The sequence below is a fragment of the Ruegeria sp. HKCCA5929 genome (genome assembly GCF_013034525.1).
In the GTDB taxonomy this organism is placed as follows: Bacteria; Pseudomonadota; Alphaproteobacteria; order Rhodobacterales; family Rhodobacteraceae; genus Ruegeria.
Window position 1 is genome coordinate 578,616 of record NZ_WQGE01000002.1, and the last position, 24,172, is coordinate 602,787.

23 protein-coding genes are annotated in these 24,172 nt (G+C 57.6%); 7 read left to right on the forward strand and 16 right to left on the reverse strand.

Features of this window, described 5'->3' with window-relative positions; translation table 11 throughout:
• Positions 1-19: 19 nt before the first annotated feature.
• The 5 genes from GOV90_RS07660 to GOV90_RS07680 form a co-directional block, all read right to left on the reverse strand.
• On the reverse strand, positions 20-1,618 hold the full coding sequence (locus tag GOV90_RS07660) for an ABC transporter ATP-binding protein (RefSeq protein ID WP_171093143.1): 1,599 nt from the start codon (positions 1,616-1,618) through the stop codon (positions 20-22).
• The gene (locus GOV90_RS07665) at positions 1,615-2,430 is read right to left on the reverse strand and encodes an ABC transporter permease (RefSeq protein ID WP_171093141.1); all 816 of its coding nucleotides are present in this window, start codon (positions 2,428-2,430) and stop codon (positions 1,615-1,617) included. The genes GOV90_RS07660 and GOV90_RS07665 overlap by 4 nt, the downstream gene beginning before the upstream one ends.
• Positions 2,427-3,374, reverse strand: a complete 948-nt coding sequence (locus tag GOV90_RS07670; protein WP_171093139.1) for an ABC transporter permease — start codon at positions 3,372-3,374, stop codon at positions 2,427-2,429. Before GOV90_RS07670 ends, GOV90_RS07665 begins: the two co-directional genes overlap by 4 nt.
• Before the next feature lie 40 nt (positions 3,375-3,414).
• Positions 3,415-4,485, reverse strand: a complete 1,071-nt coding sequence (locus GOV90_RS07675) for a hypothetical protein (protein ID WP_171093137.1) — start codon at positions 4,483-4,485, stop codon at positions 3,415-3,417.
• Positions 4,486-4,547: 62 nt separating this feature from the next.
• Positions 4,548-6,035 carry an ABC transporter substrate-binding protein gene (locus GOV90_RS07680; protein WP_171093135.1) on the reverse strand — a complete coding sequence of 496 codons (1,488 nt, stop codon included), beginning with the start codon at positions 6,033-6,035 and terminating at the stop codon, positions 4,548-4,550.
• Positions 6,036-6,205: 170 nt separating this feature from the next.
• Between GOV90_RS07680 and panB the strand changes: the two genes are divergently transcribed.
• The 4 genes from panB (at position 6,206) to GOV90_RS07700 (ending at position 10,089) form a co-directional block, all read left to right on the forward strand.
• Positions 6,206-7,045 (forward strand): 3-methyl-2-oxobutanoate hydroxymethyltransferase, encoded by an 840-nt coding sequence (gene panB / locus GOV90_RS07685; protein WP_171093132.1) that lies wholly within the window; start codon positions 6,206-6,208, stop codon positions 7,043-7,045.
• The gene (gene panC / locus GOV90_RS07690; protein WP_171093130.1) at positions 7,042-7,893 is read left to right on the forward strand and encodes a pantoate--beta-alanine ligase; all 852 of its coding nucleotides are present in this window, start codon (positions 7,042-7,044) and stop codon (positions 7,891-7,893) included. The genes panB and panC overlap by 4 nt, the downstream gene beginning before the upstream one ends.
• A 69-nt stretch (positions 7,894-7,962) precedes the next feature.
• Positions 7,963-9,441 (forward strand): glycerol kinase GlpK, encoded by a 1,479-nt coding sequence (gene glpK / locus GOV90_RS07695; protein WP_171093128.1) that lies wholly within the window; start codon positions 7,963-7,965, stop codon positions 9,439-9,441.
• Between the two features lie 78 nt (positions 9,442-9,519).
• Positions 9,520-10,089 (forward strand): carboxymuconolactone decarboxylase family protein, encoded by a 570-nt coding sequence (locus tag GOV90_RS07700; protein WP_171093126.1) that lies wholly within the window; start codon positions 9,520-9,522, stop codon positions 10,087-10,089.
• Between the two features lie 83 nt (positions 10,090-10,172).
• Here GOV90_RS07700 and smpB read toward each other — a convergent pair whose 3' ends face one another.
• The 10 genes from smpB to GOV90_RS07750 all read right to left on the reverse strand — a co-directional run bounded on the left by smpB (position 10,173) and on the right by GOV90_RS07750 (position 18,386).
• Entirely contained in the window at positions 10,173-10,649 is a 477-nt protein-coding gene (gene smpB, locus GOV90_RS07705; RefSeq protein WP_171093124.1) for an SsrA-binding protein SmpB, read from the reverse strand.
• Between the two features lie 58 nt (positions 10,650-10,707).
• Entirely contained in the window at positions 10,708-11,250 is a 543-nt protein-coding gene (idi, locus tag GOV90_RS07710; protein WP_171093122.1) for an isopentenyl-diphosphate Delta-isomerase, read from the reverse strand.
• 198 nt (positions 11,251-11,448) lie between these two features.
• Positions 11,449-11,862, reverse strand: coding sequence for a cytochrome c family protein (locus GOV90_RS07715; RefSeq protein ID WP_171093120.1), 414 nt, complete (start codon positions 11,860-11,862; stop codon positions 11,449-11,451).
• 113 nt (positions 11,863-11,975) lie between these two features.
• The gene (locus tag GOV90_RS07720) at positions 11,976-12,992 is read right to left on the reverse strand and encodes a P1 family peptidase (protein ID WP_171093118.1); all 1,017 of its coding nucleotides are present in this window, start codon (positions 12,990-12,992) and stop codon (positions 11,976-11,978) included.
• Between the two features lie 81 nt (positions 12,993-13,073).
• The gene (locus tag GOV90_RS07725) at positions 13,074-13,820 is read right to left on the reverse strand and encodes an SDR family oxidoreductase (protein ID WP_171093116.1); all 747 of its coding nucleotides are present in this window, start codon (positions 13,818-13,820) and stop codon (positions 13,074-13,076) included.
• A gap of 57 nt (positions 13,821-13,877) precedes the next feature.
• Positions 13,878-14,297, reverse strand: a complete 420-nt coding sequence (arfB, locus tag GOV90_RS07730; protein ID WP_171093114.1) for an alternative ribosome rescue aminoacyl-tRNA hydrolase ArfB — start codon at positions 14,295-14,297, stop codon at positions 13,878-13,880.
• 265 nt (positions 14,298-14,562) lie between these two features.
• Positions 14,563-15,210 (reverse strand): queuosine precursor transporter, encoded by a 648-nt coding sequence (locus tag GOV90_RS07735; RefSeq protein ID WP_171093112.1) that lies wholly within the window; start codon positions 15,208-15,210, stop codon positions 14,563-14,565.
• A 91-nt stretch (positions 15,211-15,301) separates the two neighbouring features.
• Positions 15,302-16,186: an esterase-like activity of phytase family protein gene (locus GOV90_RS07740; RefSeq protein WP_171093110.1), complete on the reverse strand. Its 885-nt coding sequence runs from the start codon at positions 16,184-16,186 to the stop codon at positions 15,302-15,304.
• Complete coding sequence (gene mepA / locus GOV90_RS07745; RefSeq protein ID WP_171093108.1) at positions 16,159-17,022, reverse strand: penicillin-insensitive murein endopeptidase; 864 nt, start codon at positions 17,020-17,022, stop codon at positions 16,159-16,161. The genes GOV90_RS07740 and mepA overlap by 28 nt, the downstream gene beginning before the upstream one ends.
• Positions 17,019-18,386 (reverse strand): MFS transporter, encoded by a 1,368-nt coding sequence (locus tag GOV90_RS07750; RefSeq protein WP_171093106.1) that lies wholly within the window; start codon positions 18,384-18,386, stop codon positions 17,019-17,021. Before GOV90_RS07750 ends, mepA begins: the two co-directional genes overlap by 4 nt.
• Before the next feature lie 129 nt (positions 18,387-18,515).
• Between GOV90_RS07750 and GOV90_RS07755 the strand changes: the two genes are divergently transcribed.
• From GOV90_RS07755 to yaaA, 3 genes are all read left to right on the forward strand, one after another.
• Positions 18,516-18,803 (forward strand): YggT family protein, encoded by a 288-nt coding sequence (locus GOV90_RS07755; RefSeq protein WP_171093104.1) that lies wholly within the window; start codon positions 18,516-18,518, stop codon positions 18,801-18,803.
• Positions 18,804-18,881: 78 nt separating this feature from the next.
• Positions 18,882-20,921 carry a DNA helicase RecQ gene (gene recQ, locus GOV90_RS07760; RefSeq protein ID WP_171093103.1) on the forward strand — a complete coding sequence of 680 codons (2,040 nt, stop codon included), beginning with the start codon at positions 18,882-18,884 and terminating at the stop codon, positions 20,919-20,921.
• A gap of 133 nt (positions 20,922-21,054) precedes the next feature.
• Positions 21,055-21,825, forward strand: coding sequence for a peroxide stress protein YaaA (yaaA, locus tag GOV90_RS07765; protein WP_171093101.1), 771 nt, complete (start codon positions 21,055-21,057; stop codon positions 21,823-21,825).
• Between the two features lie 84 nt (positions 21,826-21,909).
• On the opposite strand, the gene GOV90_RS07770 is transcribed toward yaaA, so the two are convergent.
• Positions 21,910-24,168 (reverse strand): response regulator, encoded by a 2,259-nt coding sequence (locus GOV90_RS07770; RefSeq protein ID WP_171093099.1) that lies wholly within the window; start codon positions 24,166-24,168, stop codon positions 21,910-21,912.
• Between the last annotated feature and the right edge of the window lie 4 nt (positions 24,169-24,172).

The window sequence follows — 24,172 nt, forward strand, 5'->3', positions numbered from 1 at the left end:
CAGGCTCTAATCAGGAGATTTAGGCCGATATCATTTCTATCTCTGGCAATCGCGGTGCGGCTGCGATCAGAGTTTGTGTGTAGGGGTGTTGTGGCGCTTCAAAGACCTGATTGGTCTCGCCCTGTTCAACGATCTGACCGGATTGCATCACCAACACGCGATCGGTGACGGTGCGCACAACGCTCAGGTCATGGCTGATGAACAGATAGGTCAGGTCGTAGGCGTCGCAAAGCTCGGCCAGCAGATCCAGGATTTGCGCTCGGACCGACACGTCCAACGCCGAAACAGCTTCGTCAAACAAGATCAACTCGGGCTGAATAATCAGCGCCCGCGCGATGGCAATCCGCTGACGCTGCCCGCCCGAGAATTCGTGAATGTACTTACCCGCGTCATCCGGGCTGAGGCCGACCGCTGTCAGCATCTCAGCGATCCGATCCTGGCGGTCTGATCCGGTCGGCGGGGTGTCCAGCAGATGGAACGGTTCGGTGATCAGACGCGCAACACGGTGGCGCGGGTTGAAACTGCCAAAGGGGTCTTGGAAAACCACCTGCATCTTCCGGCGCACCGCAAGGTTGGGTTTGTGGCCTGTGAACACAGGCTGCCCGCCCAGTCGAATCTGGCCCGATTGCACCTCTTCCAACCCCAAGATAGCCCTTGTTAGGGTCGATTTTCCACAGCCAGACTCGCCCACAAGCCCCAAACGCTCTCCTCGATTGAGGGTAAAGCTCACACCATCCACAGCCCGGTGATGATGCGGCCTGTCAAACAAGCCCTTCCGGGGCAGGCGATACTCACGCACGACCTGGCTCACCTCCAACAACGGCTGCGGCTGCGGCGGTTCCGGCAGCGTGACCTGATGACCGGACGCCTCAAACAGCATACGGGTGTAGGGGTGCTGCATGTTGTGCAACAGATGATTGGTCGCGCCGCTTTCGACCACTTCGCCGTGACGCATGACGGTGATCTGGTCAGCCATATCCGCGACCACAGCCAGATCATGGGTGATCATCAGCAGACCCATGTCATATTCGCGCACCAGCCCCTTGAGCAAATCAAGGATCTGCGCCTGCGTGGTGACATCCAGCGCCGTAGTGGGCTCATCCGCGATCAACAGCTTGGGGCGCAGGGCGATGGCCATGGCGATCACAACGCGCTGGCGCTGCCCACCAGACAGCTCATGCGGGTAACGGGATAAAGGGAACCGATCGGCAGGTAAACCGACGCGGGTCAGAACCTCTTGAGCGCGCACCCGGGCTTGGGAATGAGGCATCGCCTTGTGGATCAGGATCGTTTCCATCACCTGATCGCCAATGGTTTTAACGGGGTTGAGCGCTGTCATCGGCTCTTGAAAAACCATCCCGATGGATGCGCCGCGCAAAGCACACATCTGGGCCTCGTACCGGGTCAGCAGATCTTTGCCCTCCAGTTGGAGCGAGCCGTCTACCTCTGCTCCGTTCGGAAGCAACTGCATCACAGCCAAGGCCGTCATGGATTTACCCGAACCGCTCTCGCCCGTGACGGCGACGATCTGACCGTGATCGATGGACAGGTCGACCTGTTTCAGGATCGATGTCCCAAGGATCGACAGTGACAGGTTCTTGATGCGCAACAAACTCATGCCCGCGCCACCCTGATCCGGGGATCCAGCCAATCCCGCAACCCGTCGCCCAACAGGTTCAGGCCCAAGACGGTGACGATAATCGCCACGCCTGGAATCAGAGCCAAATGCGGGGCAAAACTGACCATTGTCTGCGCATCCGCCAGCATTCTGCCCCAACTTGGCGTGGGCGGCTGCGCCCCCAGACCGACGTAGGACAGACCGGCCTCAGCCAAAATTCCAAGACTGAACTGAATGGTGCCCTGCACGATCAGCAGGTTGGCGACATTGGGCAGGATATGCTCGACCGATATCCGCGCTGCCCCTTTTCCCGATACGCGCGCGGCAAGGATGAACTCGCGCTCCCACAGCGACAAGGCTGCGCCTCGGGTGATACGGGCAAAAACGGGGATGTTGAAAATGCCGATGGCAATGATGGCGTTAATCGCTCCGGCACCAAACACGGCGGTGATGAGGATGGCGATAACCAGCGAGGGGAAGGCAAAAACCAGATCGTTGCCGCGCATGATGACCTCATCCAACCACGATCCTTTGCGGGCCGCGGCTGTCAGGCCAAGTGGGACCCCCAGCGCCATACCGATCCCCACGGCCACCAAAGCCACCGCAATGGACGTGCGCGCACCAACCATGATCATCGAAAACATGTCACGCCCGAAATGATCCGTACCGAACCAGTGCTGCGCATTTGGGGGCTGAAGTTTCTCTGGAATGCTCAAGGCCGAGTAATCATAGGGGGTCCAGACAAACGAAATCAGCGCGGCCAAAACCACCAGAGAAGACAAACAAGCGCCCAGAAACAGGTTGCGGCTCATGTCCTGCTCCTCAGCCTTGGGTCGACGGCGGCATAAGCCAGATCGACTAGAAAATTCACGGTGATTACGGCAAAGACCAGTAACATGACCACCGATTCAACTACGATGAGATCACGAGCCGAGATGGCCTGAAACACCAGTCGCCCAAGGCCCGGCAGGTAGAACACCTGTTCGATGATGATCGACCCGGCCAGCAGAAAGGAAAACTGCAAGCCGATGATGGTCAGCACCGGGATCAGCGCATTTCGTACCCCGTGCCGCCACAGCGCCTGACGGCGGGACAACCCCTTGGCCCGGGCGGTGCGCATGAAATCCTCGCCCAGAATATCCAACAGAGCCGACCGCATCACGCGAGCGAGGATAGCCGCCTGTGGCAAGGCCAGTGCGATTGCGGGCAGGGTCAGCGAATGTAGTCCGGCCCACAACCCGTTGCTCCAACCGACAAACCCGCCTGCATTGAACCAGCGCAGGTTGATGGCGAAGATCAGCACAAGCATCATCGCAAACCAGAAATTGGGCACGGCAATGCCCAACTGAGTGGCGCCCATTACCGCCAGATCCCCCGGCTTGCCCCGGCGGGCGGCGGCGTAGATTCCGGCGGGAAACGCGATCAAAGTTGACAGTGTCAGCGCGTAAAGTGCCAGCGGCAGCGATACCCATAGCCGGTCTGCGATCATCTGGGACACCGGCGTGCGGTACGTGTAGGACGTGCCAAAATCCCCCACCAGCATTCCGCCGACCCAGTTGAGATACCGGTGCACTTTTGACCCGTCCAGGCCCAGTTCAGCCCGCAACGCGGCAAGTGTATCCTCTTGCGCGTTCACGCCCAGCATGAACGAGGCCGGATCGCCCGGCGCGACCTCGATCACCGCAAAGATGACGACCGAGGCGACAGCCAGGCTGATCAACAGCGAAATCAGGCGTTTAAGGGCATAGCGGAGCATTGGCACCACGTTAGGGTCACATCAGGCACGGGTCCAGCATCTAAGGCACCAGAAGGTAGGCGAAAACCGCGTAGGCCACGATTGCGGCATAGCCCAAAGGATAGATCCACTTGATCGCGTAATTGTCCAGCGTCCGCGCCGCGCCTTCTTTCCCGGACACTTTGAGTTTCCGCAACGCCACATTGAACACAATCAAGGCCCCGGTCATCAGGAACATGCATTGCAGAACAAAATCCAGAAAGGTTAGATATCCAAGCTTTGGCAAATCTGCCGAGATCGCCCAGTTGAATGCAACAAAGACCAGCAGATTGCCGCCCGCAATCTCGATCCTGCGGCGGTATTCATCAAGGAAGAACAGCGCCCAGCCGACCGAAATCAGAACCAGCATCGGCAAGAATACCCGAATGACGTAGTAGGTCAGGTGCCGGTTGCCTTCGAAGACAAGCGCGACCTGATCGCTTTCTCTGCCGGACAAACCTGTGACCTTGGTTGCTTCCAGACGTGCATTGTCCAAAATCCACTCTTCTTCGCCCAACAGATCGCCAAGTCCCGAATAGTCCTCGAGCGGGCGGTATTTCACGTAGTCAGAGGGAAAGATTGATACGACTTCGAAGTGAAACTCCTGCGTATCGAACGGGTATTTACGGAAATCAAAATGCGGTGCCTGTAATGTCAGCGAGGATTTCTCGACATAAACCACATGCCCGTCATACCGCAGGGATGCCGCAGATTCGTGTATCCACTTGTTGGACTGCTGGTTGTGGATGACGAAGGCGGGCAAAACGGTACCGATGTCGGCGGCATGATCCGCCAGATCCGGCGGGCTGAATACTCGGATCTCGCGCCCGATCTCGGCTTGATCAAAAACCATCGCGGGATCCGTCCATTCGACCCGTAAAACCACGACAGCGCCATAGTTTTCCGCCTTTTGGTCGACGCTGGTGATCTGGTCGATGCGGATGCCTATGCCCACCTCAAGCGGGTTCTCCGGTGTGCCAGTCAAGGCATCCAACCGCCCACCCAACGCGTTTTGCGCCGCAGCGATGTTCGGCGCATTCGACACAAGGCCAATGGCTAGCAACAGAAGGTAAAAACTACGAAACACGAACATAACAAGAGACACCCGAAAAGAGCGTAACACCGGGGCCGCGCTAGACAGCCCCGGCATAGGTATCATTCAGACCAACTGATCTGTGTCAGGTCGATCGCCGCAGTGGGTGCGTTTGCCCACAATCCTTGCACACCGGCCTTTGCGACGCCCAGCTTGGCCAATTGGAACAGATAGCCGTTTACATAATCGGTGGAGATCAGACGCTGGGCCTCACCCAGCAGTCGTGTGCGTTCATCGGGATCAGTGGTGGCGTTCAAAGTATCCATCAGCGCCTGAAAATCAGTGCTTTCATACTGAAAGTAATAATCTGGCCGCGCATAAATTCCGATATCCATGGGTTCGGTGTGGCTGACAATCGTCAGGCCAAAATCCTTGCCCCGGAACACCGATTCCAGCCATTGCGCCCATTCGACATTGATGATCTCGGCCGTAATGCCGACCTCGGCCAGTTGCGCGGCAACGATCTCACCGCCCCGGCGTGCATAAGACGGCGGCGGCAGGTGAAGCGTAGTTTCGAACCCATTCTCAAAACCGGCCTCGGCAAGCAGCGCCTTTGCCTGTTCCGGGTCATAGGCAGACTCACCAGTCAAATCGACATAGGCCGGATGATGCGGTGCAAAATGGGTTCCAATCGGCGTGCCATAGCCGAACATCGCACCATCGATAATCGCCTGCCGGTCGATGGCATGAGCCATGGCCTGCCGGACAAGAATGTCGTCAAACGGCGGCTGTTTGTTGTTGGTGGACAGGATCGTCTCACCCTCGGTTGTACCAACCAGAACCTGAAAGCGCGGATCGGCGTCGAATTGCGGCAGGTTTTCCGGCGCAGGGAAGTTGTCAAATACGTCCACATCCTCGGCCATCATGGCCGCAAAAGCGGCGGTTGGATCCGAGATAAACTTGAATGTAGCAGTCTCTAACGCGGGCTGATCGCCCCAATAGTCGGGGTTGCGGTTCAGCGTGATGCTGTCGCCCTGGACCCAGTTGCCAAAGGTGTAGGCCCCGGTGCCAACTGGGTTGGTCTTGATGTTTTCGATGCTGTCGGGCGCGACAATGACCGCATCCCCCCAAGCCAGGTTGAACAGGAAATTGCCGTTCGGTTCCGAAAGAGTGACTTTAACGGTCAGCGGATCGACAACTTCAACGCTTTCAATCCCCGCAAACAGCGCCTTCTGGGCGTTCGCGCTGTCTTCGGCGGTGGCGCGATCAAGGGTGAACTTGACGTCCTCGGCGTCCATAGTTGTGCCGTCATGGAAGGTCACACCATCGCGCAGTCTGAAGGTATAAACCATACCATCGTCAGAAATCTCCCAGCTTTCAGCTAGGCCGGGCACGACCGAGCCATCGCCCATAAAACGGGTCAGTCCTTCGAAAATGTTTGTATAGACCACCGAGTCAATGGCCTGCGCCGCCGCGCTGGTGGGGTCCAGATGCGGGGGTTCAAGCTGCATCGCAATGGTGATGTCCGATTTGGCATAGGCCTGCGTGGCAAGCAGACCAACGCCCACCGCCAGGGTCGACGCAAACGTCCTGAACATGAATTTTGTCATGTGAACTCTCCCTACTGAAACTGGTTGTGCCCTTGATTTCAGGGCCGTTTTATCAACAGTTTTCCTGTAAACCTGAGGTCAATCAAGGGAATGTTCGCGCAACCGGGGTTTCTTTGGACCTATCCGGTCTGCTATGCCGCACTGCAACATAATACCTGCAGGAGCGACACATGAGCGCCACCGCCCGCAAGAAAGCCCCGAATGCCGAGGATATTCGCGCCCAAAAAGGCGGCGCGCCTTTGGTCTCGCTAACCGCCTATACCACGCCCATGGCACGTCTGATGGATGCGCATTGCGACTTTGTTCTGGTGGGCGACAGCGTCGGCATGGTGCTGCACGGGCTGGAATCCACGCTAGGCGTTACGATGGAGATGATGATCCTGCACGGTCAAGCTGTATCGCGCGGATTGGATAAGGCGATGATGGTCATCGACATGCCGTTTGGCAGCTACGAACACTCTCCGGCCGATGCCTTCCGCAATGCCGCGCGCCTTATGGCGGAAACAGGTGCTGGGGCCGTGAAGCTGGAAGGTGGCGTTGAGATGACTGAAACCATCCGCTTTCTGGTCAAGCGCGGCATCCCTGTGATGGCTCATATCGGGCTGACGCCACAGTCGATCAACACGCTGGGTGGCTACAAGGTGCAGGGTCGTGCCGAGCAGGCAGAAGCCGTTATCGCAGATGCCCGCGCCGTGGCCGAGGCCGGTGCGTTTTCAGTCGTTCTGGAAAAAGTTCCCCAAGGACTGGCAGACCAGATCACCGAAGAGGTCGCGATCCCAACCATCGGAATCGGCGCATCCGCAGGCTGTGACGGGCAAATACTGGTCGTGGACGACATGGTTGGTTTTTTCACCGCCTTCAAACCCAAGTTTGTCAAACGCTATGCCGAGCTGGGCCCACTGGCCGAGGCTGCCATCGCGGAATACGCCGCCGAGGTGCGCTCACGGGCCTTCCCGGCAGACGAACATGTCTTTACAGATCAGGCTCCGACCAAAGGGGCCAAAGCATGACCGCGCCGATTTTGCGGTCTCTGGCAGAGCTGCGCGCCAAAACCACTGAATGGCACCGCAATGGCGATGCGATCGGCGTGGTTCCGACCATGGGTGCGCTGCACGAAGGGCATTTGTCGCTGGCGCAGGCCGCAAAGGAAGGGTGTGACCGGGTCATCGTGACGATCTTTGTGAACCCCAAACAGTTCAACAACCCCGAAGATTTGGCCAATTACCCCCGTACCGAACATGAAGACGCCAAAAAACTGGCCCCTTACGGCGTGGACGCGATCTATGTGCCTGATCCGCAGGAAGTCTATCCTGACGGCTTTTCAACCACAGTTACGGTTGCTGGCCTGACCGATATGATGGAAGGCCCTTTCCGCCCAGGCCATTTCGAGGGCGTAGCCACCGTTGTCGCCAAGCTGTTTTTCCAAACGCAAGCAGATCGAGCCTATTTCGGGGAAAAAGACTACCAACAGCTGCTGGTTGTCCGCCGTATGGCCCGCGATTTGGACATTCCAATCGAGGTGATCGGCTGCCCGACTGTGCGCGAGCCTTCTGGGCTGGCGATGTCGTCCCGCAACCTTCTGCTTTCCCCTGATGGGCTAAAGATCGCAGAACATATGAACAAGGTCATGCAGCAGGTCGCACAAAATCTGGCCGAGGGCGGTGATTTCGCAACTTTGGCGCAAAATGCCAAAGCGCGCTTGCTGGCCGCCGGGTTTTCAGAGGTCGAATACGTGGACCTGCGCTGCGCCGAGACGCTGGAAAGCCTGCCCAGTGCCAGCAGGCCAGCCCGCCTGTTCGTAACCGCATGGGCCGATGGCGTTCGTCTGATCGATAATATCCCGGTTGATCCAGCCTGATTTCTACTCTGGCCCCTGCGCCATTGTTTGCGCTAAAGTCCCGCGAAACGAGACCGGGGGAGAGCGGACATGACCTATATTCTGGCAATCGATCAGGGCACCACGTCCTCGCGCGCCATACTTTTTGATGCGCAAATGCAGCCAGTTAGCACCGCACAGCAAGAGTTTCCCCAGCACTTCCCTCAGGAAGGTTGGGTTGAACATGACCCCGAAGATATCTGGTCCAGTGTTTTGCACGTGTGCCGCGAGGTGATGGAAGCCACCGGCATTTCCGCCAATCAGATCGCCGGGATCGGGATCACCAACCAGCGTGAGACGACCGTCGTCTGGGACAAACACACCGGCAAAGCGATCCACAACGCCATCGTCTGGCAGGACCGCCGCACCGCCGATATCTGCGCCCGCTACAAACAGGCCGGGTGCGAAGATGACGTCACCGCTCAAACCGGATTGCTGCTGGACCCATATTTCTCGGGCACCAAGGTGAAATGGCTGTTGGATACCGTTTCGGGCGCGCGTGAGAGGGCCGAAGCCGGAGAGTTGCTGTTTGGCACGATCGACAGTTTCCTGATCTGGCGACTGACCGAAGGCCGTGTCCATGCCACAGATGCCACCAATGCCGCCCGCACCCTTTTGTTTGACATCCACAAAGGCACATGGAGCGCCGAGATTTGCGACCTGCTGGATGTACCCCTGACCATCTTGCCTGACGTGCTTGATTGCGCTGCGAATTTTGCCTCCACCACTTTATTCGGGGGTGACATTCCTATTTTGGGCGTTGCAGGAGACCAGCAGGCCGCCACAATCGGGCAGGCCTGTTTCCAGCCAGGCATGATGAAATCCACCTATGGCACGGGCTGCTTTGCGTTGCTGAACACGGGCGCGCAGCCGGTTCAGTCGAAAAACCGCCTGTTGACGACCGTTGCCTATCAGTTGGATGGACAGCGTACCTATGCGCTGGAAGGATCGATCTTTATCGCCGGAGCTGCCGTGCAATGGCTGCGCGACGCACTGCAGATCATCGACTCGGCACCTCAAAGCGGTGATCTTGCCGCTCAGGCAGATCCGAACCAACATGTCATTCTTGTGCCGGCCTTCACCGGATTGGGCGCACCGTATTGGAAACCCGATTGCCGTGGCGCGATGTTCGGACTGACCCGTGGCTCGGGCCGGGCTGAGATCGCGCGCGCCACGCTGGAAAGCATCGCATTCCAAACCCGCGACCTGTGGCATGCCATGCAGGGCGACTGGGGGGCAGACACCGATGTCATCCTGCGCGTCGATGGCGGGATGAGTGCGTCTGACTGGACCATGCAGGGTCTGTCGAACTGTCTGGGCGCGCCGGTGGATCGTCCGGTGATGCAGGAAACAACTGCATTGGGGGCTGCATGGCTGGCTGGCATGAAGGCCAGTGTTTATCCCGATCAAGATGGGTTTGCTGACACATGGCGGCTGGACACGCGGTTTGAGCCAAAAATGGCGCAGGACGACCGCGATGCGGCCTATGCCCGCTGGCAACGCGCAGTACAGGCCGCAATGGCGTTTTGATCCATAGAATTGTTTTCCGAAACATGTCTGCGCCGCTGGCGTGGGCTGACGTGCAACGCAATCCCTGCAGGAAGCGCTATGACATCTTTTGAAGTCCTCACTCCCGACAACGCACCCGAAGACGCGAAGCCATTCCTGGACAAGGCCAAAGCAGACTACGGGGTGATTCCGAATTTGCAGGGCGTTATGGCGCTGTCGCCGCAATTGCTTCAGACCTACCTGGATTGTCTGGACGAGTTTGCCAAAACAACACTGACGGCGGCAGAGCAGCAAGTGGTGTATCTAACAGTGAATTTCGAGAACAACTGCGAGTATTGCGTTCCCTGGCACACAAAATTGGCGCGAATGGCCGGGCTGACGCCTGATGCTGTGGAAAGCCTGCGCTCTGGCGACACACTGCCCGACGAAAAGCTCAATGCGCTGCATGAATTCACCAAATCCATGGTACGCACCCGGGGCAGCATCGCGCCAGCGGATCTGAAAAAATTTCTGGCCGCCGGATACACTCAGCAAAACGCGCTAGAGGTTGTTTTGGGCATCGCAAACAAGGTCGTCAGCAACTACACGGCCGCATTGACGGAAGTGCCGCTGGACAGCGCTGTGGAACGGTTCGAATGGCGAAAGCCATCTTTAAGGGCAAAGCCATAGGGCATCACAGGCCGCTTGCCGACCTTTTCCGCAAGTGTAGGCAACGCAGCAGATTATACTCGGTCACATCAAGCCAGCGCGGTCTAACTGTGATCTTTCAAAAGCCGCTGCTTCTGACGTGACCAATCGCGCTTGGCCTGCGTCTCGCGCTTGTCGTGGATCTTTTTACCTTTGGCGATGCCGATTTTAATCTTCGCCCGACCCTTGTGGTTGAAATACAGGACCAGCGGCACCAGCGTCATCCCCTTACGCTGGGTCGCGTTCCACAGGTTCGACAGTTCCTTGCGTGACACCAACAGCTTACGACGACGACGTTCTTCGTGCTTGAACACCTTGGCCTGCTCGTAAGGCGCGATGTAGCTGTTGATCAGCCACAGTTCCCCGTCGTCGACCGAAGCATAGCTTTCCGCAATGTTCGACCCGCCAGCACGCAGGGATTTGACCTCGGACCCTTCCAGGACAATGCCGCACTCGATATCCTCTTCGATCGCGTAATCGAAGCGGGCGCGCCGGTTTTCGGCGATTACCTTGTAATTCGGGTCTGTCTTCTGCTTGGCCATGACGCGTTGATTTAGGCGGCTTGCGCCGACCTTGCAAGGCAGGGTTTTCCCAACTGCATCAGGATTTGGCAGAAATGATCAGATCAGGGCCAAAAATCGTGTCAGCATATTTGTGCAGATAGATCTTGAGCCATGGCGTGAAACGATCCGGGTGACGGGTCACTTCGGCCAGAAGATCATGATAGTCGATCCAGCGGATATCCATGACTTCGTCAGGGTTAGGCTCGATCTTTAGCTGCCCGCGAACATGGGCCAGAAAGACGTCGACAACTTCGTTTTCAACCATGTTGTTGCCGACATCCGCGTGGTACTCCAGACGGTGCCGGTATTCTGGATAGAGACCGGTTATCCCAAGTTCTTCGCGCAGACGGCGCACGGCACAGGTCGACGAGCTTTCATCCCAATCCGGATGCGTGCAACAGGTATTCGCCCACAGGCCGGGCGTGTGGTATTTGCCCATTGCGCGACGTTGCAGCAGAATTTCCGTTCCGCGCACAACAAACACGGACACAGCCTTGTGCTTGAGCCCTTTTTCATGCGCTTCGAGCTTGTCCACAGGGGTCAATTCGCCATCGACCCAGGCCGGGATCATGATTCCCATCTGTCCTCTCCTGCTGCCAGTCCATTTACCGGGCGGTTGTTGTGAGTTTAGCTGCCGCCGGATCGGTCTGGCTGTGCGACGGGTGGAAACCACCTGCCTGATACCAAAGTGGCTGTGATTTGCCCCGGCATCAATCGCACGAAAGGCCGCAGGGGCTGCGGCCTTTGGTCCTTGTGCTGTTGCACCTTGCGTTAAAGCTTATTCGCCTGAAACGCTGACGATATAGGCATAGACGTCTTCAGCGCCTTTTTTCAGCTTGAAGGTCATTTTCGACTTGGCCGCAGTGTCATCCAGATAGGATTTCAGGAAAGCTTTGGGATCTTGCGAGTATTCGACAAAGGTCGTCTCGTCCCAAACCAGGCCTTTTTCGCCCGCGGCAACGATGCTGTCACCGTATTTGAAGCCCTCATATGTGCCAGCGGTGCGGCCAGCGATGCCATACAGGTTCGGGCCAGTCTTACCGCCTTTGACAATCACTTCGCCTTCCGGGTCAGCGATCAGGTGGCAGGACTTGCATTTGTTGAAGGCTTTCTTACCGGCTTCGGCATCGCCTTCAGCATAGGCGGGCAGGGCCAGAAGGCCGACAATTGCGGTAGCGAGGATGCGATTCATAGCTATTGCTCCGATACAAATTTGCTGCACCGAATGGACCTTCGGCGCAAAAAAGAGTCAACGCGCAGATTGCCGCGCAGGCTTACTGTGCCACTGCGACAAATGGGATGTCCTTAACTTATGTCATGTACCCTGGACCAGCAGGGCAAAAGGTCGCCTACGGCCGGTGTCGCCAGATACACCGCCCGCGTAATGGCCCGTGCCAGACAAATCGAAGCAGCGTGACCAATCAACCCCAGCTCAGCTTCGGTTGATAAGGGTCGCCGACCGGTGCTGGCGGCAAACACCAGATCGCCGTCGCCCGGTGTATGGGCGGGCACAATTGCACGGGCAATGCCGTCATGGGCGGCAACGGCCATCCTCTGACATTGGGGCTTGGTCAAGGCTGCATCGGTTGCGACGATGGCAATGGTCGTATTTGTCTTGGCCGGGTTTGCAGATTTCATCGCCTGCGCCTTGCGGCTTTCTTGCGGAGTACCAAGAGCGGCATTGGTATCAGGCCCTAAACCGCCAAATTCGTTGCCGATTTCAAAAGGTGCCGCCCAGAAATATTGATCACCCGGTGTGGTCACACTGCCCAGCGGATTGGCTGCAACCAGCGCGCCAACAGTGGTGCCACTGTCCAGAACACACGACGCAGAGCCCAGCCCGCCCTTTTGCATCGCAGCTAAGGCTCCGGTGCCTGCGCCTGCTGAGCCGAGATCGAATTGATCCGACGCTGCCTCGTACGCTGCGCGACCCAAGGCACGATACGGGTTTTCAACCCAGTTTTTGTCACCACCGTTGAGCAAATCGAACAGGATCGCCCCTGGGACTATGGGCACAGTGACGTCGCCAACCGGAAACCCCCGCCCCCTTTTGCGCAGCCCGTCTGAGACGCCGGAACAGGCATCCAGTCCAAAGGCAGAGCCGCCAGACAATACAATCGCATCCACATGTGTCACGGCTTTGTCTGGTGCAAGAAGATCGGTTTCGCGCGTCCCGGGTGCGCCCCCCATCACATGGACCGAAGCCACAAAAGGAGCCTGCGCCGTCAAGACTGTCGCGCCGGATTTCAGCGTGTCGTCCTGCGCGTTGCCGACCATCAGGCCGGGGATATCGGTGATCAGGTTTTTGGGTCCGGGTGTCATTTTTTGCTTCGATGTTCAGGTCGAAAAGCGCGCAAGCGCGCTGCCTCCGGCGGAGGTATTTTTAGCCAGATGAAGAGCGGATCAGATGCAGCGGCCACCGTCAACCTCAAGCGCTGTACCCGTGATCATGCAGGCCTCGTCCGAGCAGAGGAAACAGGCGGCATTGGCCATGTCTTCTGGTGTGGAGAAACGGCCCAGCGGGATGGTCGACAGGAATTTGGCGCGAATCTCGGGCGTGTCTTCGCCCATGAAGGATTTCAGCAGCGGTGTTTCTCCGGCCACAGGACAGATCGCGTTCACACGCACACCGGTCGGGGCGAGTTCCACGGCCATGGTCTTGGTTGCCGTGATCATCCAGCCTTTTGAGGCGTTATACCAATTCAGGTTGGGACGCGGGGATAACCCAGCCGTTGAGGCCACGTTCAGGATCGCACCTGCCCCGCGTGCTTTCATCGCCGGGACAAACGCGCGGGCGGTCAGATAGACCGATTTCATGTTTACATTGAACACGCGGTCGAAATCGTCTTCGGCGACATCTTCGAGCGGGGTCGGCAAATGCGTGACACCTGCGTTGTTCACCAGAATGTCCAGATCTTCGAACTGATGCCTTGCGGTATCTGCCATGGCTTGAACCGAAGCCCCGTCTGCAACGTCAACCTGGTGTCCGATTGCCTGTTCACCCAGGGTGTTTGCAAAATCCAGCGCCGCTTCGCCATTGATATCCGCGATCATGACGCGCGCGCCTTCGTCCAGGAACTTCTGCACGATCCCCGCGCCGAACCCGGATGCTCCACCGGTTACGATTGCGGTTTTTCCCTCCAGCCTCATGGCGTTACCCTCCTGCCTGTCAGGGGCAGAGTAACAACGCATCGAAAAGATGCCAGATCATTCTTCTGAGACCTTGCCCCGCAGCGCTTTGACGTCGCCGCGCGCCTTCTTGGCCGCCAACCTGCGCTTGACCGACCCATAGGTCGGCTTGGTTGCGATGCGCCGTTTGGGTTTAACGAGCGCGCGGGTGATCAGTTCGGCCAGCCGTGCCCGGGCAATTTCACGGTTACGCGCCTGAGAACGGGTTTCTTCACATTGGATGATGATTGCGCCCTCTTTGGTCCAGCGCCGCCCGGCCAGCCGTTTCAATTGGTTCTTGACCGGATCCGGCAAAGAGGGGGACCGTGCCGCTTCAAACCGCAGTTCAACAGCCGTGGAAACCTTGTTGACGTTCTGCCCACCGGGACCGGAAGAACGGACAAAGCTTTCGGTCATTTCCCAGTCTTGCAGGATGATATCGTCAGTGATGCGCAACATGACGCGGACCTTACAGGGCACGGGTGGAAACAGAAAGGGCCGCCCCTTGTGGGACGGCCCTTCGAAAGTTCAGGAGGTCGGGTCGGTTAGATCAATCGACCAGCCGGAGCGAGCGCTCCGCCAAGGGCTGCCCTAGCAGGCTTTCCCCCCGGTTGTTCCGACACCTCTCTCCAATCTCTTTCTTGACACTGGATCACCTCCTTTTCTATCTGTTGCGGTTAACTTTGAGCCTGACACAAGATGCGCCATTCTCAAAGCACTTTTTTTACGCAGGCTGTGCGGCAGTCAGCCGAGCAACAATGACTTTGAACGGGATCAAAGCAATCAGCGCCAGCGACAGTTTCACCAGCCAGTCTGCAAAAGCCAGCGTCACCCACAGCGGGGCCATCGGGCCGGACAGCATAAACGGCACAGGCTCCCACGCCCAGTTGATCGCGGCGTCTGCATTAGCGCTAAAGAAGGTGACCGAGGCCGAGAAGGCGATGGTGAAGAAGATGGCGGTATCGAGCGCTGATCCAACCAGCGTCGAGACCAGGGGCGCGCGCCACCATCGGCCGCCGCGCATGGCATTGAACACAGTGACATCAGTCAGTTGCGCGATCAGGAAGGCTGTGCCCGAGGCGACTGCGATCCGCAGCGGTACGGCGGCGTATTCAAACCCGTCGCCTTGCAGCATGATCTGACTGCCGATCAGCGAACAGATGATGCCGGTGACAAACCCGGCGAACACGACCTTGCGGGCCGGACCCACGCCATAAACGCGGTTCATGATGTCAGTGACCAGGAAGGCCAACGGATAAGTGAAAGCACCCCAGGTCAACAGCCCGTCAAGGATCAGGAACTGGACCAGGATGTTTGAGGCCACAACAATGGCGGCCATGGCAATGATGCCGGGAATGTAAGCGCGTTGCATGTTTTGATGCCCGTTTTGACAAGGTAGCGGCGACTTGGCCAAGGGACCGTCCCAAGGCAAGCCGTGCGTTTAGACCTTTGCCGTGGCTCTGTCAATCGGGCAGCAGATATTCCACCAATTCGGTTCGCTGCAGGGCCAGAAAGTTGTCATCCGAGATCATCGTGGCCCGCAAACGGCCCTGATCGTCGCGCCAGATAGACAGCCCTTCGAGGTTGTCATGCGTGCCTTTTGTTGTTTCGAACAGGAACTCTTCGGCGCTGGGTGCGTCATCGGCCACATCCCATCGACGCAGCCGCGAGCGAAAGCCGACAAAACCCAGCTTACGCTCGAGCACATAAAACTTTCCGTCCGGGCCGAAGTCGGCACCGACAGGTTTGAAGCCATCGCGTTGCGGCAAAACAAAGGGAATTGACCACGCGTCGCCATCCCAACGAAAAACCGGGATGTCCCCGCCTTTGGTGCGATTCTTTTCCGGCAATGTGTAAAGCTGGCCGCGCGCATCGATTGCAAGACCTTCGAAAGACCCATTGTCAGCGAGGTCGTTAAAGCCCGGGGGTCGCGGCAAAACCCGCGCCTTGGCACCTGGCTCTGAATAATAGGCGATCCTGTGCACCCCTTCGAACGAGATATAGAGCCCACCATCTGGTGCCAGCGCAAGCCCTTCGGAGTCGCCGACACCACCTTTCATAATGCGCCCCTGACTGGACAAGACCCGCCATTGATCCAAGACATGAATGCTGGTGATCTGGTCTCCGTCCCGGTCGACGCGAGCCGTGGCTATTCTGGCCCGATCGCTCAGCACCAGTATCTGTTGACCGTCGCCCAGAACGTGCAGCGCCGAAAACCCACCAAACCAATCCGCCGGATTATTCCATTCAAAACTGTGCAGATGGGTGGCGGACTTGATTTCGACCGCCACAGCTGCCGTGGCCGCAAACAGAAAGACGCTTAGTTGGATTGCAAAACGGCGGCGCATTGTTGTGGCAAATCAGCCAGAACATATTCCCGGCGTTTCTTGGGGGCTGGGGCGTTCGGGTCAGGTGGCGGCGGATTGAGGATGTTGTTCACCCATTCCTGCGCCTGAGCGCATCCATCGCCCTTGGGGGGCGGGTCCTGATTGACGCAACCTTTCGACCCTCGGGGGCATTTCAGACGGACGTGAAAATGATAGTGATGCCCCCACCATGGTCTGATCTTGCGCAGATAGGCGCGGTTACCCTTCTCATCCTTGCACATTTGCACTTTAGCACCGGGAAAGACGAAAATACGCGCGACACGCTTGTCTTTGGCGGCTTCGCGCAGAACAGCATGGTGCTGCTTCGTCCAGTTCCCGTTGACAAAAGCCCCATTTGCGCGACGCAGAGAAATAGACGAGATATTCTCGCGCGCTTTGCGGCTGAGACGCATGTTGTCCCCGGGCAGCATCCAGATGTCGATATCCAGACCCAACTGATGGGACCGATGGCCCGACGTCATCGGCCCACCCCGTGGTTGGCTGATATCCCCGATATAGAGACCGTTCCAGCCCGGCTGTTTCGCGGCAAACTTACTGAGGTCCTTGACATAATCGATTGCCTCGGGGTGTCCCCAGTTGCGGTTGCGTGACAGACGCATAGCTTGCCAAGTGGCCCCGGTTTCGGGCAATTGCACTGATCCGGCGGCGCATCCGCGCGAATAACTGCCGAACGCGGCCGGTTTTTGTTGCGAATTGACCCTTTGCGCCCCGAACAACTGCTTTGCCAACGGCTCTGCCGTCGCTGTACCCGCCAAAGCAAGTGCAGCCACGATTATCAAAAAACGCTTTAAAATCATCTGCTCTGATCCCCTTCCGGTCTGACCCAGCGCATCAGGAATAGTCCCAGAATAAACAACCCAACGATGGGTGACACCCCCAACCGGGCACTGCCGGTCACGGTTGTTGCAATTCCGATCAAAAGCGGTGCCGCAAATGCGGTCGCGCGCCCCGACAGACCATAAAGGCCAAAGCTTTCCACCGGAGCTTCGGGATCAGTATGGCGCACCATCATCGAGCGGCTGGCCGATTGAAGAATGCCGCCCATACCACCGATCAACACACCGCAGCCGAAGAAAACGATATCCGGCAGGCTTGACCCTTCTTCGAGCTGGATGCCGTAAATCTGCGTCCGATCCATCATGACCACAGTGGCGCAGACGAATATCAGAACCCAGATCGCAACGATGATCACGGGTTTGGGGCCGTATTTCTTGTCCAGCTTGCCGCCGATCCAGGAAAACGCGGCGGCCGCTAACACGCTCACAATCCCGAAGATACCGATCTTGATCAGGTCCCACTCCAGCACCAACCGCGCATAGACGCCGCCAAAGCTGTAAAGCCCGTTCAGCGCATCACGGTAGAACATGGACGAACCGAGGTAGCTGGCAAGACTGACGCGATGGCGCAGGTTAGACACTGATTTCGCCAGTAGCCGCAGCGCTTCGCCCACGCTGCCTGTTTTGTCACTTGGTGCGTCATCGCGCACCCACAGGAAGTAGGGCACCATAAACAGAATGAACCAAGCAGCCGTAAACGGGCCGACAAAACGTGTGCCTTCCCGGGTCGCCGCATCTAGACCCAAGGCAGGCTCCATCCCGATCAGTGTCTTCCCGTTCGCCTGCTCAACAAACAGCGCCAACATGATCGCCAGTGAGATCAGGCCGCCAAAATAGCCAAACGCAAAGCCCGAGCCCGAAATCTCGCCCACTTCACTGTCGTCGCCCAGATCAGGTAGCTGAGAATTGATAAATATCAGCGCATATTCCGCGCCCACGAAACCCAGCCCAAAGGCCGACAGCATCAGCCACATGTTCGAGCCATCGGGCATCGTGTACCACAACGCGCCGGATCCAACCGCGTACATGACCGAAAACGCAAAAATCCATGGAATGCGCCGCCCCGACACATCCGCCATCGCCCCCAGCAAAGGCGCGCCAAAGGCAATGATTAACCCTGTGATCGTCAAACAGTTCGCCCAGACAGTCTGCGCCTGTGCGGCTGCGGCTTCGGCATCCAGCCCACTGTTCGCGTAATACCCGGCTGCCACCCCGGCAAAATATGGGCCAAAGACAAAGGTGACCAACAGCGTGTGATATGGCTGGCTGGCCCAGTCAAAAAACCACCAGCCCCAGATGCGCCTGCGTTTGGAAATCTCTGCCATCACTGCCTCTGTTATCGTTGTGTTTATAAGACGGGGCTTTGGTTCAATTCGCAAGCTTTGAGTTGGCGCAGACTTGCTCTTTGCAACGAGGGCGCTTAGGTCTCTTTTCGGTGAAAGAACGGAGTGCCCATGCAATCTCTATACGAAATCTTGCAAATGTTGCTGAGCGTTGTCTGGTTCATAGTCATCGCCCACGTCATCATGAGCTGGCTGATCAACTTTCAGGTGCTCAACCTTCACCAGCAACTTGTCGCGCAAATTTGGTACGGCCTGAACCGTTTATTAGAGCCGATCTACGGTCCAATTCGGCGCTTTTTGCCCCCTATGGGCGGATTGGATCTGGCACCGCTGATTGTGCTTCTCGGTGTGTTTTCGCTTCGCATTATCCTCGCCAACAATGCCGCGTTCTTCTACTGACCTCTTGTTCACCGAATCTTAGTATGTGATTGTCCTGTCTTAAGAGCAGATAAACCTTAAAACAGGGCAACCCCGCAGATGTTCGACTCCGCACCCTTGCTGCGAGATGTCTTTGGATTCGATGACTTCCGCCCCGGGCAGGAAGAGATTGTCGATGCCGTGACCGCTGGCGAAAACGTGCTTGCGATCATGCCGACCGGGGGCGGTAAATCTCTGTGTTTTCAGCTGCCCGCCCTGCTGCGAGATGGCGTGACCGTAGTGATATCGCCACTGATCGCCCTGATGCGTGATCAGGTGCGTGGGTTGCAGGAGGCCGGGGTCGAGGCCGGGGCGCTGACCTCGGGCAACACGCCCGAAGAAACCGACGCGGTGTGGGACGCTTTGGAGGCCGGACGGCTCAAGCTGCTTTACATGGCACCGGAACGTCTGGCGGCCGGGTCGGCGTTAGGCATGCTGCGCCGGATCAATGTCAGCCTGATTGCCGTGGACGAGGCGCATTGCGTCAGCCAGTGGGGCCACGATTTCCGCCCGGATTATCTGCGGATCGGTGAACTTCGGCGCGCGCTGGACGTCCCTCTTGCTGCCTTCACCGCCACGGCGGATGCAGAGACGCAAGACGAGATTGTCGAGAAACTGTTCGACGGCATCGAACCACACAAGTTTCTGCGTGGGTTTGACCGGCCCAACATCCATCTGGCTTTTGCTGCCAAGGACGGGCCGCGTAAACAGATCCTCGATTTCGCCGCTGCCCGTAAGGGTCAATCCGGCATCGTCTATTGCGGCACCCGCAACAAGACCGAAGTGCTGGCCAAGGCTTTGCGCGACGAGGGCCATACCGCCTGCCACTATCACGGCGGCATGGATCCCGAGGACAGGCGCATCGTCGAGGCCCGCTTCGCCCGCGAGGATGGTCTGATCGTTGTGGCAACCGTTGCCTTTGGTATGGGCATCGACAAACCCGATATCCGCTGGGTCGCCCATGCTGATCTGCCCAAGTCCATAGAAGCCTATTATCAGGAGATTGGCCGCGCTGGGCGCGATGGCGGCCCTGCCGAGACGCTGACACTATTCGGCCCCGACGATATCCGCCTGCGACGGTCGCAGATCGACGAAGGGTTGGCCCCGCCCGAACGCCGCATGGCCGACCATGCCCGCCTGAACGCTTTGCTGGGTCTGGCCGAGGCGCTGGTGTGCCGCCGTCAAACTCTGCTGGGCTATTTCGGCGAACAGGCCGAAGCTTGCGGGAAATGCGATCTGTGCGACACGCCGCCCGAGGTCTTCGACGGCACCACCCCCGTCCGTATGGCCCTTTCCTGTATCCTGCGCACCGAAGAATGGTTCGGCGCGGGCCATCTGATCGATATTCTGCTGGGGAACGAGACCGACAAAATACGCGCGCGTCGTCACGACGATCTGTCCACTTGGGGCATCGGTAAAGACTGGTCGCGCCCTCAATGGCAAGCGATTTTCCGGCAGATGATGGGGCATGATCTGGTCCGCCCAGATCCAGAACGCCACGGCGCATTGCGCATGACCGAAGCTGCCAAGCCGATCCTGAAAGGCGAGGCGCAGATCAACCTGCGCAAGGACACGATCCGAAAGGCCACGCGCCGCCCCGCAGTGAAAGCCATGGTGTCCGAGGAAGACGCGCCGTTACTGTCGGCCTTAAAGGCCAAACGCCGCGCTTTGGCAGAAACCGCACGTGTGCCGGCCTATGTGATCTTCCCTGATCGTACTTTGATCGAAATGGCTGAAAAACGCCCCGCTACACTGGATGACATGGCGCGTGTTGGCGGTGTTGGTGCCAAAAAGCTGGAACGCTATGGCGACACCTTCCTTGAAGTCATCGCAGGCGCGGTTGAGGCCGTGCACCCAGCCCGCCGCAAACTGGCGGGGCGGGGCCAAGGTGAGATTTACGACCGTTTGCTCGAAGTACAGTCTCAGTTATCGCGCGGCCCCGATGGGATAGATAAGCCATTGACCTGCTCGGCCTCGCAACTGGCGAAGGTAGCGCAGATGCGGCCGGATGATCCGCGCGGGATCGAGACAGTGCTGGGTGATCGGCGTCACGAAAGGTTTGGCGCTGCCTTTCTGGACGTGCTGCGTGAGGCGGGCTAGTTCGTTTTGCGTTTCAATGCTGTCAAAAGACGCTGCCTCTCCATATGGTCGACCGCGCCTTTTGACAAAAGCACTTTTGGTAAAACGCAAAACGACCTAGATACACCAAATCAGGCAAGGAAAGAGGGCGGATATGCTGGTAGTGATTTCCCCGGCCAAGCGGCTGGATTGGGCAGAGCGGGATGTCGCGGTCACACAGCCCGACTTTCAGGATGACGCGATCCGGCTGTCAAAGACCGCACGGAACCTAACACTTGGCGACCTGAAAAAGCTGATGAGCCTGAGCGACGATCTGGCACGCCTGAACCGCGACCGCTATCGCGCCTTTGTGGACGCGCCCGAGGCCGAGGCCACGCGCCCTGCCGCGCTGGCCTTTGCTGGCGATACTTATCAAGGTTTAGAGGCTGCATCTCTGGATGCGGACGAAATGGCATGGGCCCAGGATCACCTTCGCATCCTCTCGGGACTTTACGGCATGCTGCGACCTTTGGATGCGATTCAGCCTTATCGGCTGGAGATGGGCAGCAAACTGAAAACCCGGCGCGGCAAGAACCTTTATGGCTACTGGGGCGACCAGCTCAGCAAAGCGCTGAATGCACACGGCACGGAAATTGGCAGCGATGTTCTGATCAACTGCGCCAGCCAGGAATATTTTGGCGCGGTTGACCCAAATGCGCTGAAACTGCGTGTCGTCACGCCGGTGTTCATGGAAGATAAGAACGGTACGCCGAAAATCGTCAGCTTCTTTGCTAAAAAAGCACGCGGTGCGATGGTGCGTTACATCATCCAGCACCGCCTGACCAACCCCAAGGCTTTGTTGGAGTTCGACACAGGCGGTTATGCCTACCGCGCGGACCTGTCAGAAGAGGACAAACCGGTCTTTGTTAGACCCTATGCGGCCTGAAAACATCTGTAGAACAACAAAGATCAGCGATTGCGTGGCCGGAAGGAAGCGAGGGGCCAGCCCCTCGCGCTCCCCGAGGTATTTTTAGCCAGATGAAGCAGGATCCTGTTTGTTGTCACTACAGCCTCTGCTGATCTCTTCAGGATTGGTTTCATCAACGCGGGTCACGTCGTCTGGTTGATGTTGCAGGATCATTTGATGGATGAGTGTCTTGTGCAGAGGTTTGGTCAGGTAATGGTCGAGCCCGGCAGATAGGATCCCCTCATCGTCCCCTGCCATCGCGTGAGCGGTCAAGGCAACAATGGGGACGTGTCGGCCGGTTTCAACCTCGAGCCTTCGGATTTCCGTGGTGGCCTGTTTCCCGTCCATTTTTGGCATAGAGATATCCATGAATATCAGATCGGGTTCGAACTCCTGATAGATCTCAACCGCTTCGAGGCCATGCGATGCAAAGCGTAGGTCGATATTCAAATCCTTTACCATCTTTTTCAGGATCAGTTGATTGGTGCGGTTGTCTTCAGCCGCGAGAATTTTCATGTGACGGGTATTGGTTTCTTTGGTTTTGCCCTTACTGGACTCGTCAACTTTCGGCTTTGCCAAGCAATCAGCCATGGAAGACGTTTTGAGGGCCATTAGCCTGCCATAGAGTTCAGACCGGGGGATTGGTTTTTGCAAAACGCCGCTCACCAGACCGCGCGCTGGATGGGCGTGTATCAAAGCGGGATTTGCGGACATCACGATCATAGGCAGATCCCCCCAGCCTCGATCCTCGAGCGAGGTAGCAAGGTCCAACCCGTCCATGTCCGGCAGGTCGTGATCGCACAGGACCAGCTCAACCCGATCAGTTATTTTGGCCAGCGCTTCGCCCCCCGAAGTACAAACGGTGACGTCAGCACCCAGGCGGCCGAGCTGCTTCGCAAGGATGGCCCGGTTTACGGCCATATCTTCGACCACCATGACGTGTTTCACACAATCTTTCAGATCTGGAGGTTCGGGTTGCGGACCTTCGGCGGTGGGCAGCGATATGCGAAACCCAAAACAGGACCCCTGCCCCATCTCACTTTCGACCCAGACCGCGCCGCCCATCATGGAAATCAGGCGTTTGGTGATGGCCAACCCTAGCCCCGTACCTTCGAACTGGCGGTTGCGTTCGTCTTCAACTTGATTGAACTCGCCAAAGATATGGCCGATTTTTTCAGGCTCGATTCCGATGCCTGTGTCTTCGATGGCTACATGAATATCGCAGGTTTGTGCATCTGGATGAGGCACGCCAGTAACGCGGATCAAAACGTGCCCTTCGGACGTGAATTTGACCGCATTGCCAACCAAGTTGGTTAAAACTTGCCGAATCCGGCCTGGATCACCGACGAACAGAGTGGGCAGGAACAAATCATAATCTACCAGCAATGTCAGACCCTTGTCGCGTACGCTGGGCTGCAACAGCATCGCAACCTCTAGAATACAGCGCTCTAAGTCGAAGTGTTCTGGGTGCAGGACAAGTTTGTCAGCTTCAATTTTCGAATAATCCAGAACGTCATTGATAATCACAAGCAGGGCTTCACCTGAGTTTCTGATCGTATTGACGTACAAGCGCTGTTCTTCGTTCAAAGGGGTTTCGTCCAGCAGCTCGCTCATCCCGACGATGCCGTTCATCGGAGTGCGGATTTCGTGGCTCATGTTAGCCAAGAACGCGGATTTGGCGCGGTTGGCCGCCTCGGCCCGTTCACGCGCTGCTGTCAGTTCAGTCTCATGTCGCACCGAAGCCGTGATGTTAAGCGCAAGGCTGACAACGTCGCCGCCACTTCCCCGTTGGTCGATCAGACGAATGTATTGCCCATTCCACAGTTGCAACACGATCGGTAGCGGATTGGCACGGTTCCAACGCATTTGCATCTTGGCGCGCCACGCGTCAGCGGTTTCATCCCCAATGTCAACAATGCCTTCGGTTGTCAGCAATTCAAGAATTCGAGGATAAGTTATCCCGGGCACCACCTCATCCAAACCATCGAAAACACTTAGATAAGCGGTGTTGGCCCCGATCAGGCGACCATCGCAGTCAAAAAAAGCAAAACCGTCCTGAATGGTCTGAATTGAGTGCCACAGACGACGTTCTGCCACCTCGATCTTGGCATGAGCTACGGTCAGATCGGATTTGACCTTTTCATTCTCATCCCGGACGGTTTCGACCTCGGCCTGTGTTTCACCGATACGTTTGGTCAAGGCCATGGCATGCTGGCCGAGTTTCCGGTTGGCCGCCGAAAGCTCGGCCTGTTTCAGCGACAACATACGCTCGGCGGCCAGCCGCGCGCGCCGCTCCTGTGCCAATTTTTGTGCAAGACTCATCGTG

Bases quoted from the DNA above. Each gene is read 5' to 3' on its own strand.
- GOV90_RS07660 (WP_171093143.1), bottom strand. From the start codon at position 1,618: ATGAGTTTGTTGCGCATCAAGAACCTGTCACTGTCGATCCTTGGGACA.
- glpK (WP_171093128.1), top strand. From the start codon at position 7,963: ATGACCTATATTCTGGCAATCGATCAGGGCACCACGTCCTCGCGCGCC.
- GOV90_RS07700 (WP_171093126.1), top strand. From the start codon at position 9,520: ATGACATCTTTTGAAGTCCTCACTCCCGACAACGCACCCGAAGACGCG.
- GOV90_RS07735 (WP_171093112.1), bottom strand. From the start codon at position 15,210: ATGCAACGCGCTTACATTCCCGGCATCATTGCCATGGCCGCCATTGTT.
- arfB (WP_171093114.1), bottom strand. From the start codon at position 14,297: ATGTTGCGCATCACTGACGATATCATCCTGCAAGACTGGGAAATGACC.
- mepA (WP_171093108.1), bottom strand. From the start codon at position 17,022: ATGATTTTAAAGCGTTTTTTGATAATCGTGGCTGCACTTGCTTTGGCG.
- GOV90_RS07665 (WP_171093141.1), bottom strand. From the start codon at position 2,430: ATGAGCCGCAACCTGTTTCTGGGCGCTTGTTTGTCTTCTCTGGTGGTT.
- GOV90_RS07715 (WP_171093120.1), bottom strand. From the start codon at position 11,862: ATGAATCGCATCCTCGCTACCGCAATTGTCGGCCTTCTGGCCCTGCCC.
- panC (WP_171093130.1), top strand. From the start codon at position 7,042: ATGACCGCGCCGATTTTGCGGTCTCTGGCAGAGCTGCGCGCCAAAACC.
- GOV90_RS07740 (WP_171093110.1), bottom strand. From the start codon at position 16,186: ATGCGCCGCCGTTTTGCAATCCAACTAAGCGTCTTTCTGTTTGCGGCC.
- recQ (WP_171093103.1), top strand. From the start codon at position 18,882: ATGTTCGACTCCGCACCCTTGCTGCGAGATGTCTTTGGATTCGATGAC.
- smpB (WP_171093124.1), bottom strand. From the start codon at position 10,649: ATGGCCAAGCAGAAGACAGACCCGAATTACAAGGTAATCGCCGAAAAC.
- idi (WP_171093122.1), bottom strand. From the start codon at position 11,250: ATGGGAATCATGATCCCGGCCTGGGTCGATGGCGAATTGACCCCTGTG.
- GOV90_RS07670 (WP_171093139.1), bottom strand. From the start codon at position 3,374: ATGCTCCGCTATGCCCTTAAACGCCTGATTTCGCTGTTGATCAGCCTG.
- GOV90_RS07755 (WP_171093104.1), top strand. From the start codon at position 18,516: ATGCAATCTCTATACGAAATCTTGCAAATGTTGCTGAGCGTTGTCTGG.
- GOV90_RS07725 (WP_171093116.1), bottom strand. From the start codon at position 13,820: ATGAGGCTGGAGGGAAAAACCGCAATCGTAACCGGTGGAGCATCCGGG.
- GOV90_RS07720 (WP_171093118.1), bottom strand. From the start codon at position 12,992: ATGACACCCGGACCCAAAAACCTGATCACCGATATCCCCGGCCTGATG.
- GOV90_RS07750 (WP_171093106.1), bottom strand. From the start codon at position 18,386: ATGGCAGAGATTTCCAAACGCAGGCGCATCTGGGGCTGGTGGTTTTTT.
- GOV90_RS07675 (WP_171093137.1), bottom strand. From the start codon at position 4,485: ATGTTCGTGTTTCGTAGTTTTTACCTTCTGTTGCTAGCCATTGGCCTT.
- panB (WP_171093132.1), top strand. From the start codon at position 6,206: ATGAGCGCCACCGCCCGCAAGAAAGCCCCGAATGCCGAGGATATTCGC.
- GOV90_RS07770 (WP_171093099.1), bottom strand. From the start codon at position 24,168: ATGAGTCTTGCACAAAAATTGGCACAGGAGCGGCGCGCGCGGCTGGCC.
- yaaA (WP_171093101.1), top strand. From the start codon at position 21,055: ATGCTGGTAGTGATTTCCCCGGCCAAGCGGCTGGATTGGGCAGAGCGG.
- GOV90_RS07680 (WP_171093135.1), bottom strand. From the start codon at position 6,035: ATGACAAAATTCATGTTCAGGACGTTTGCGTCGACCCTGGCGGTGGGC.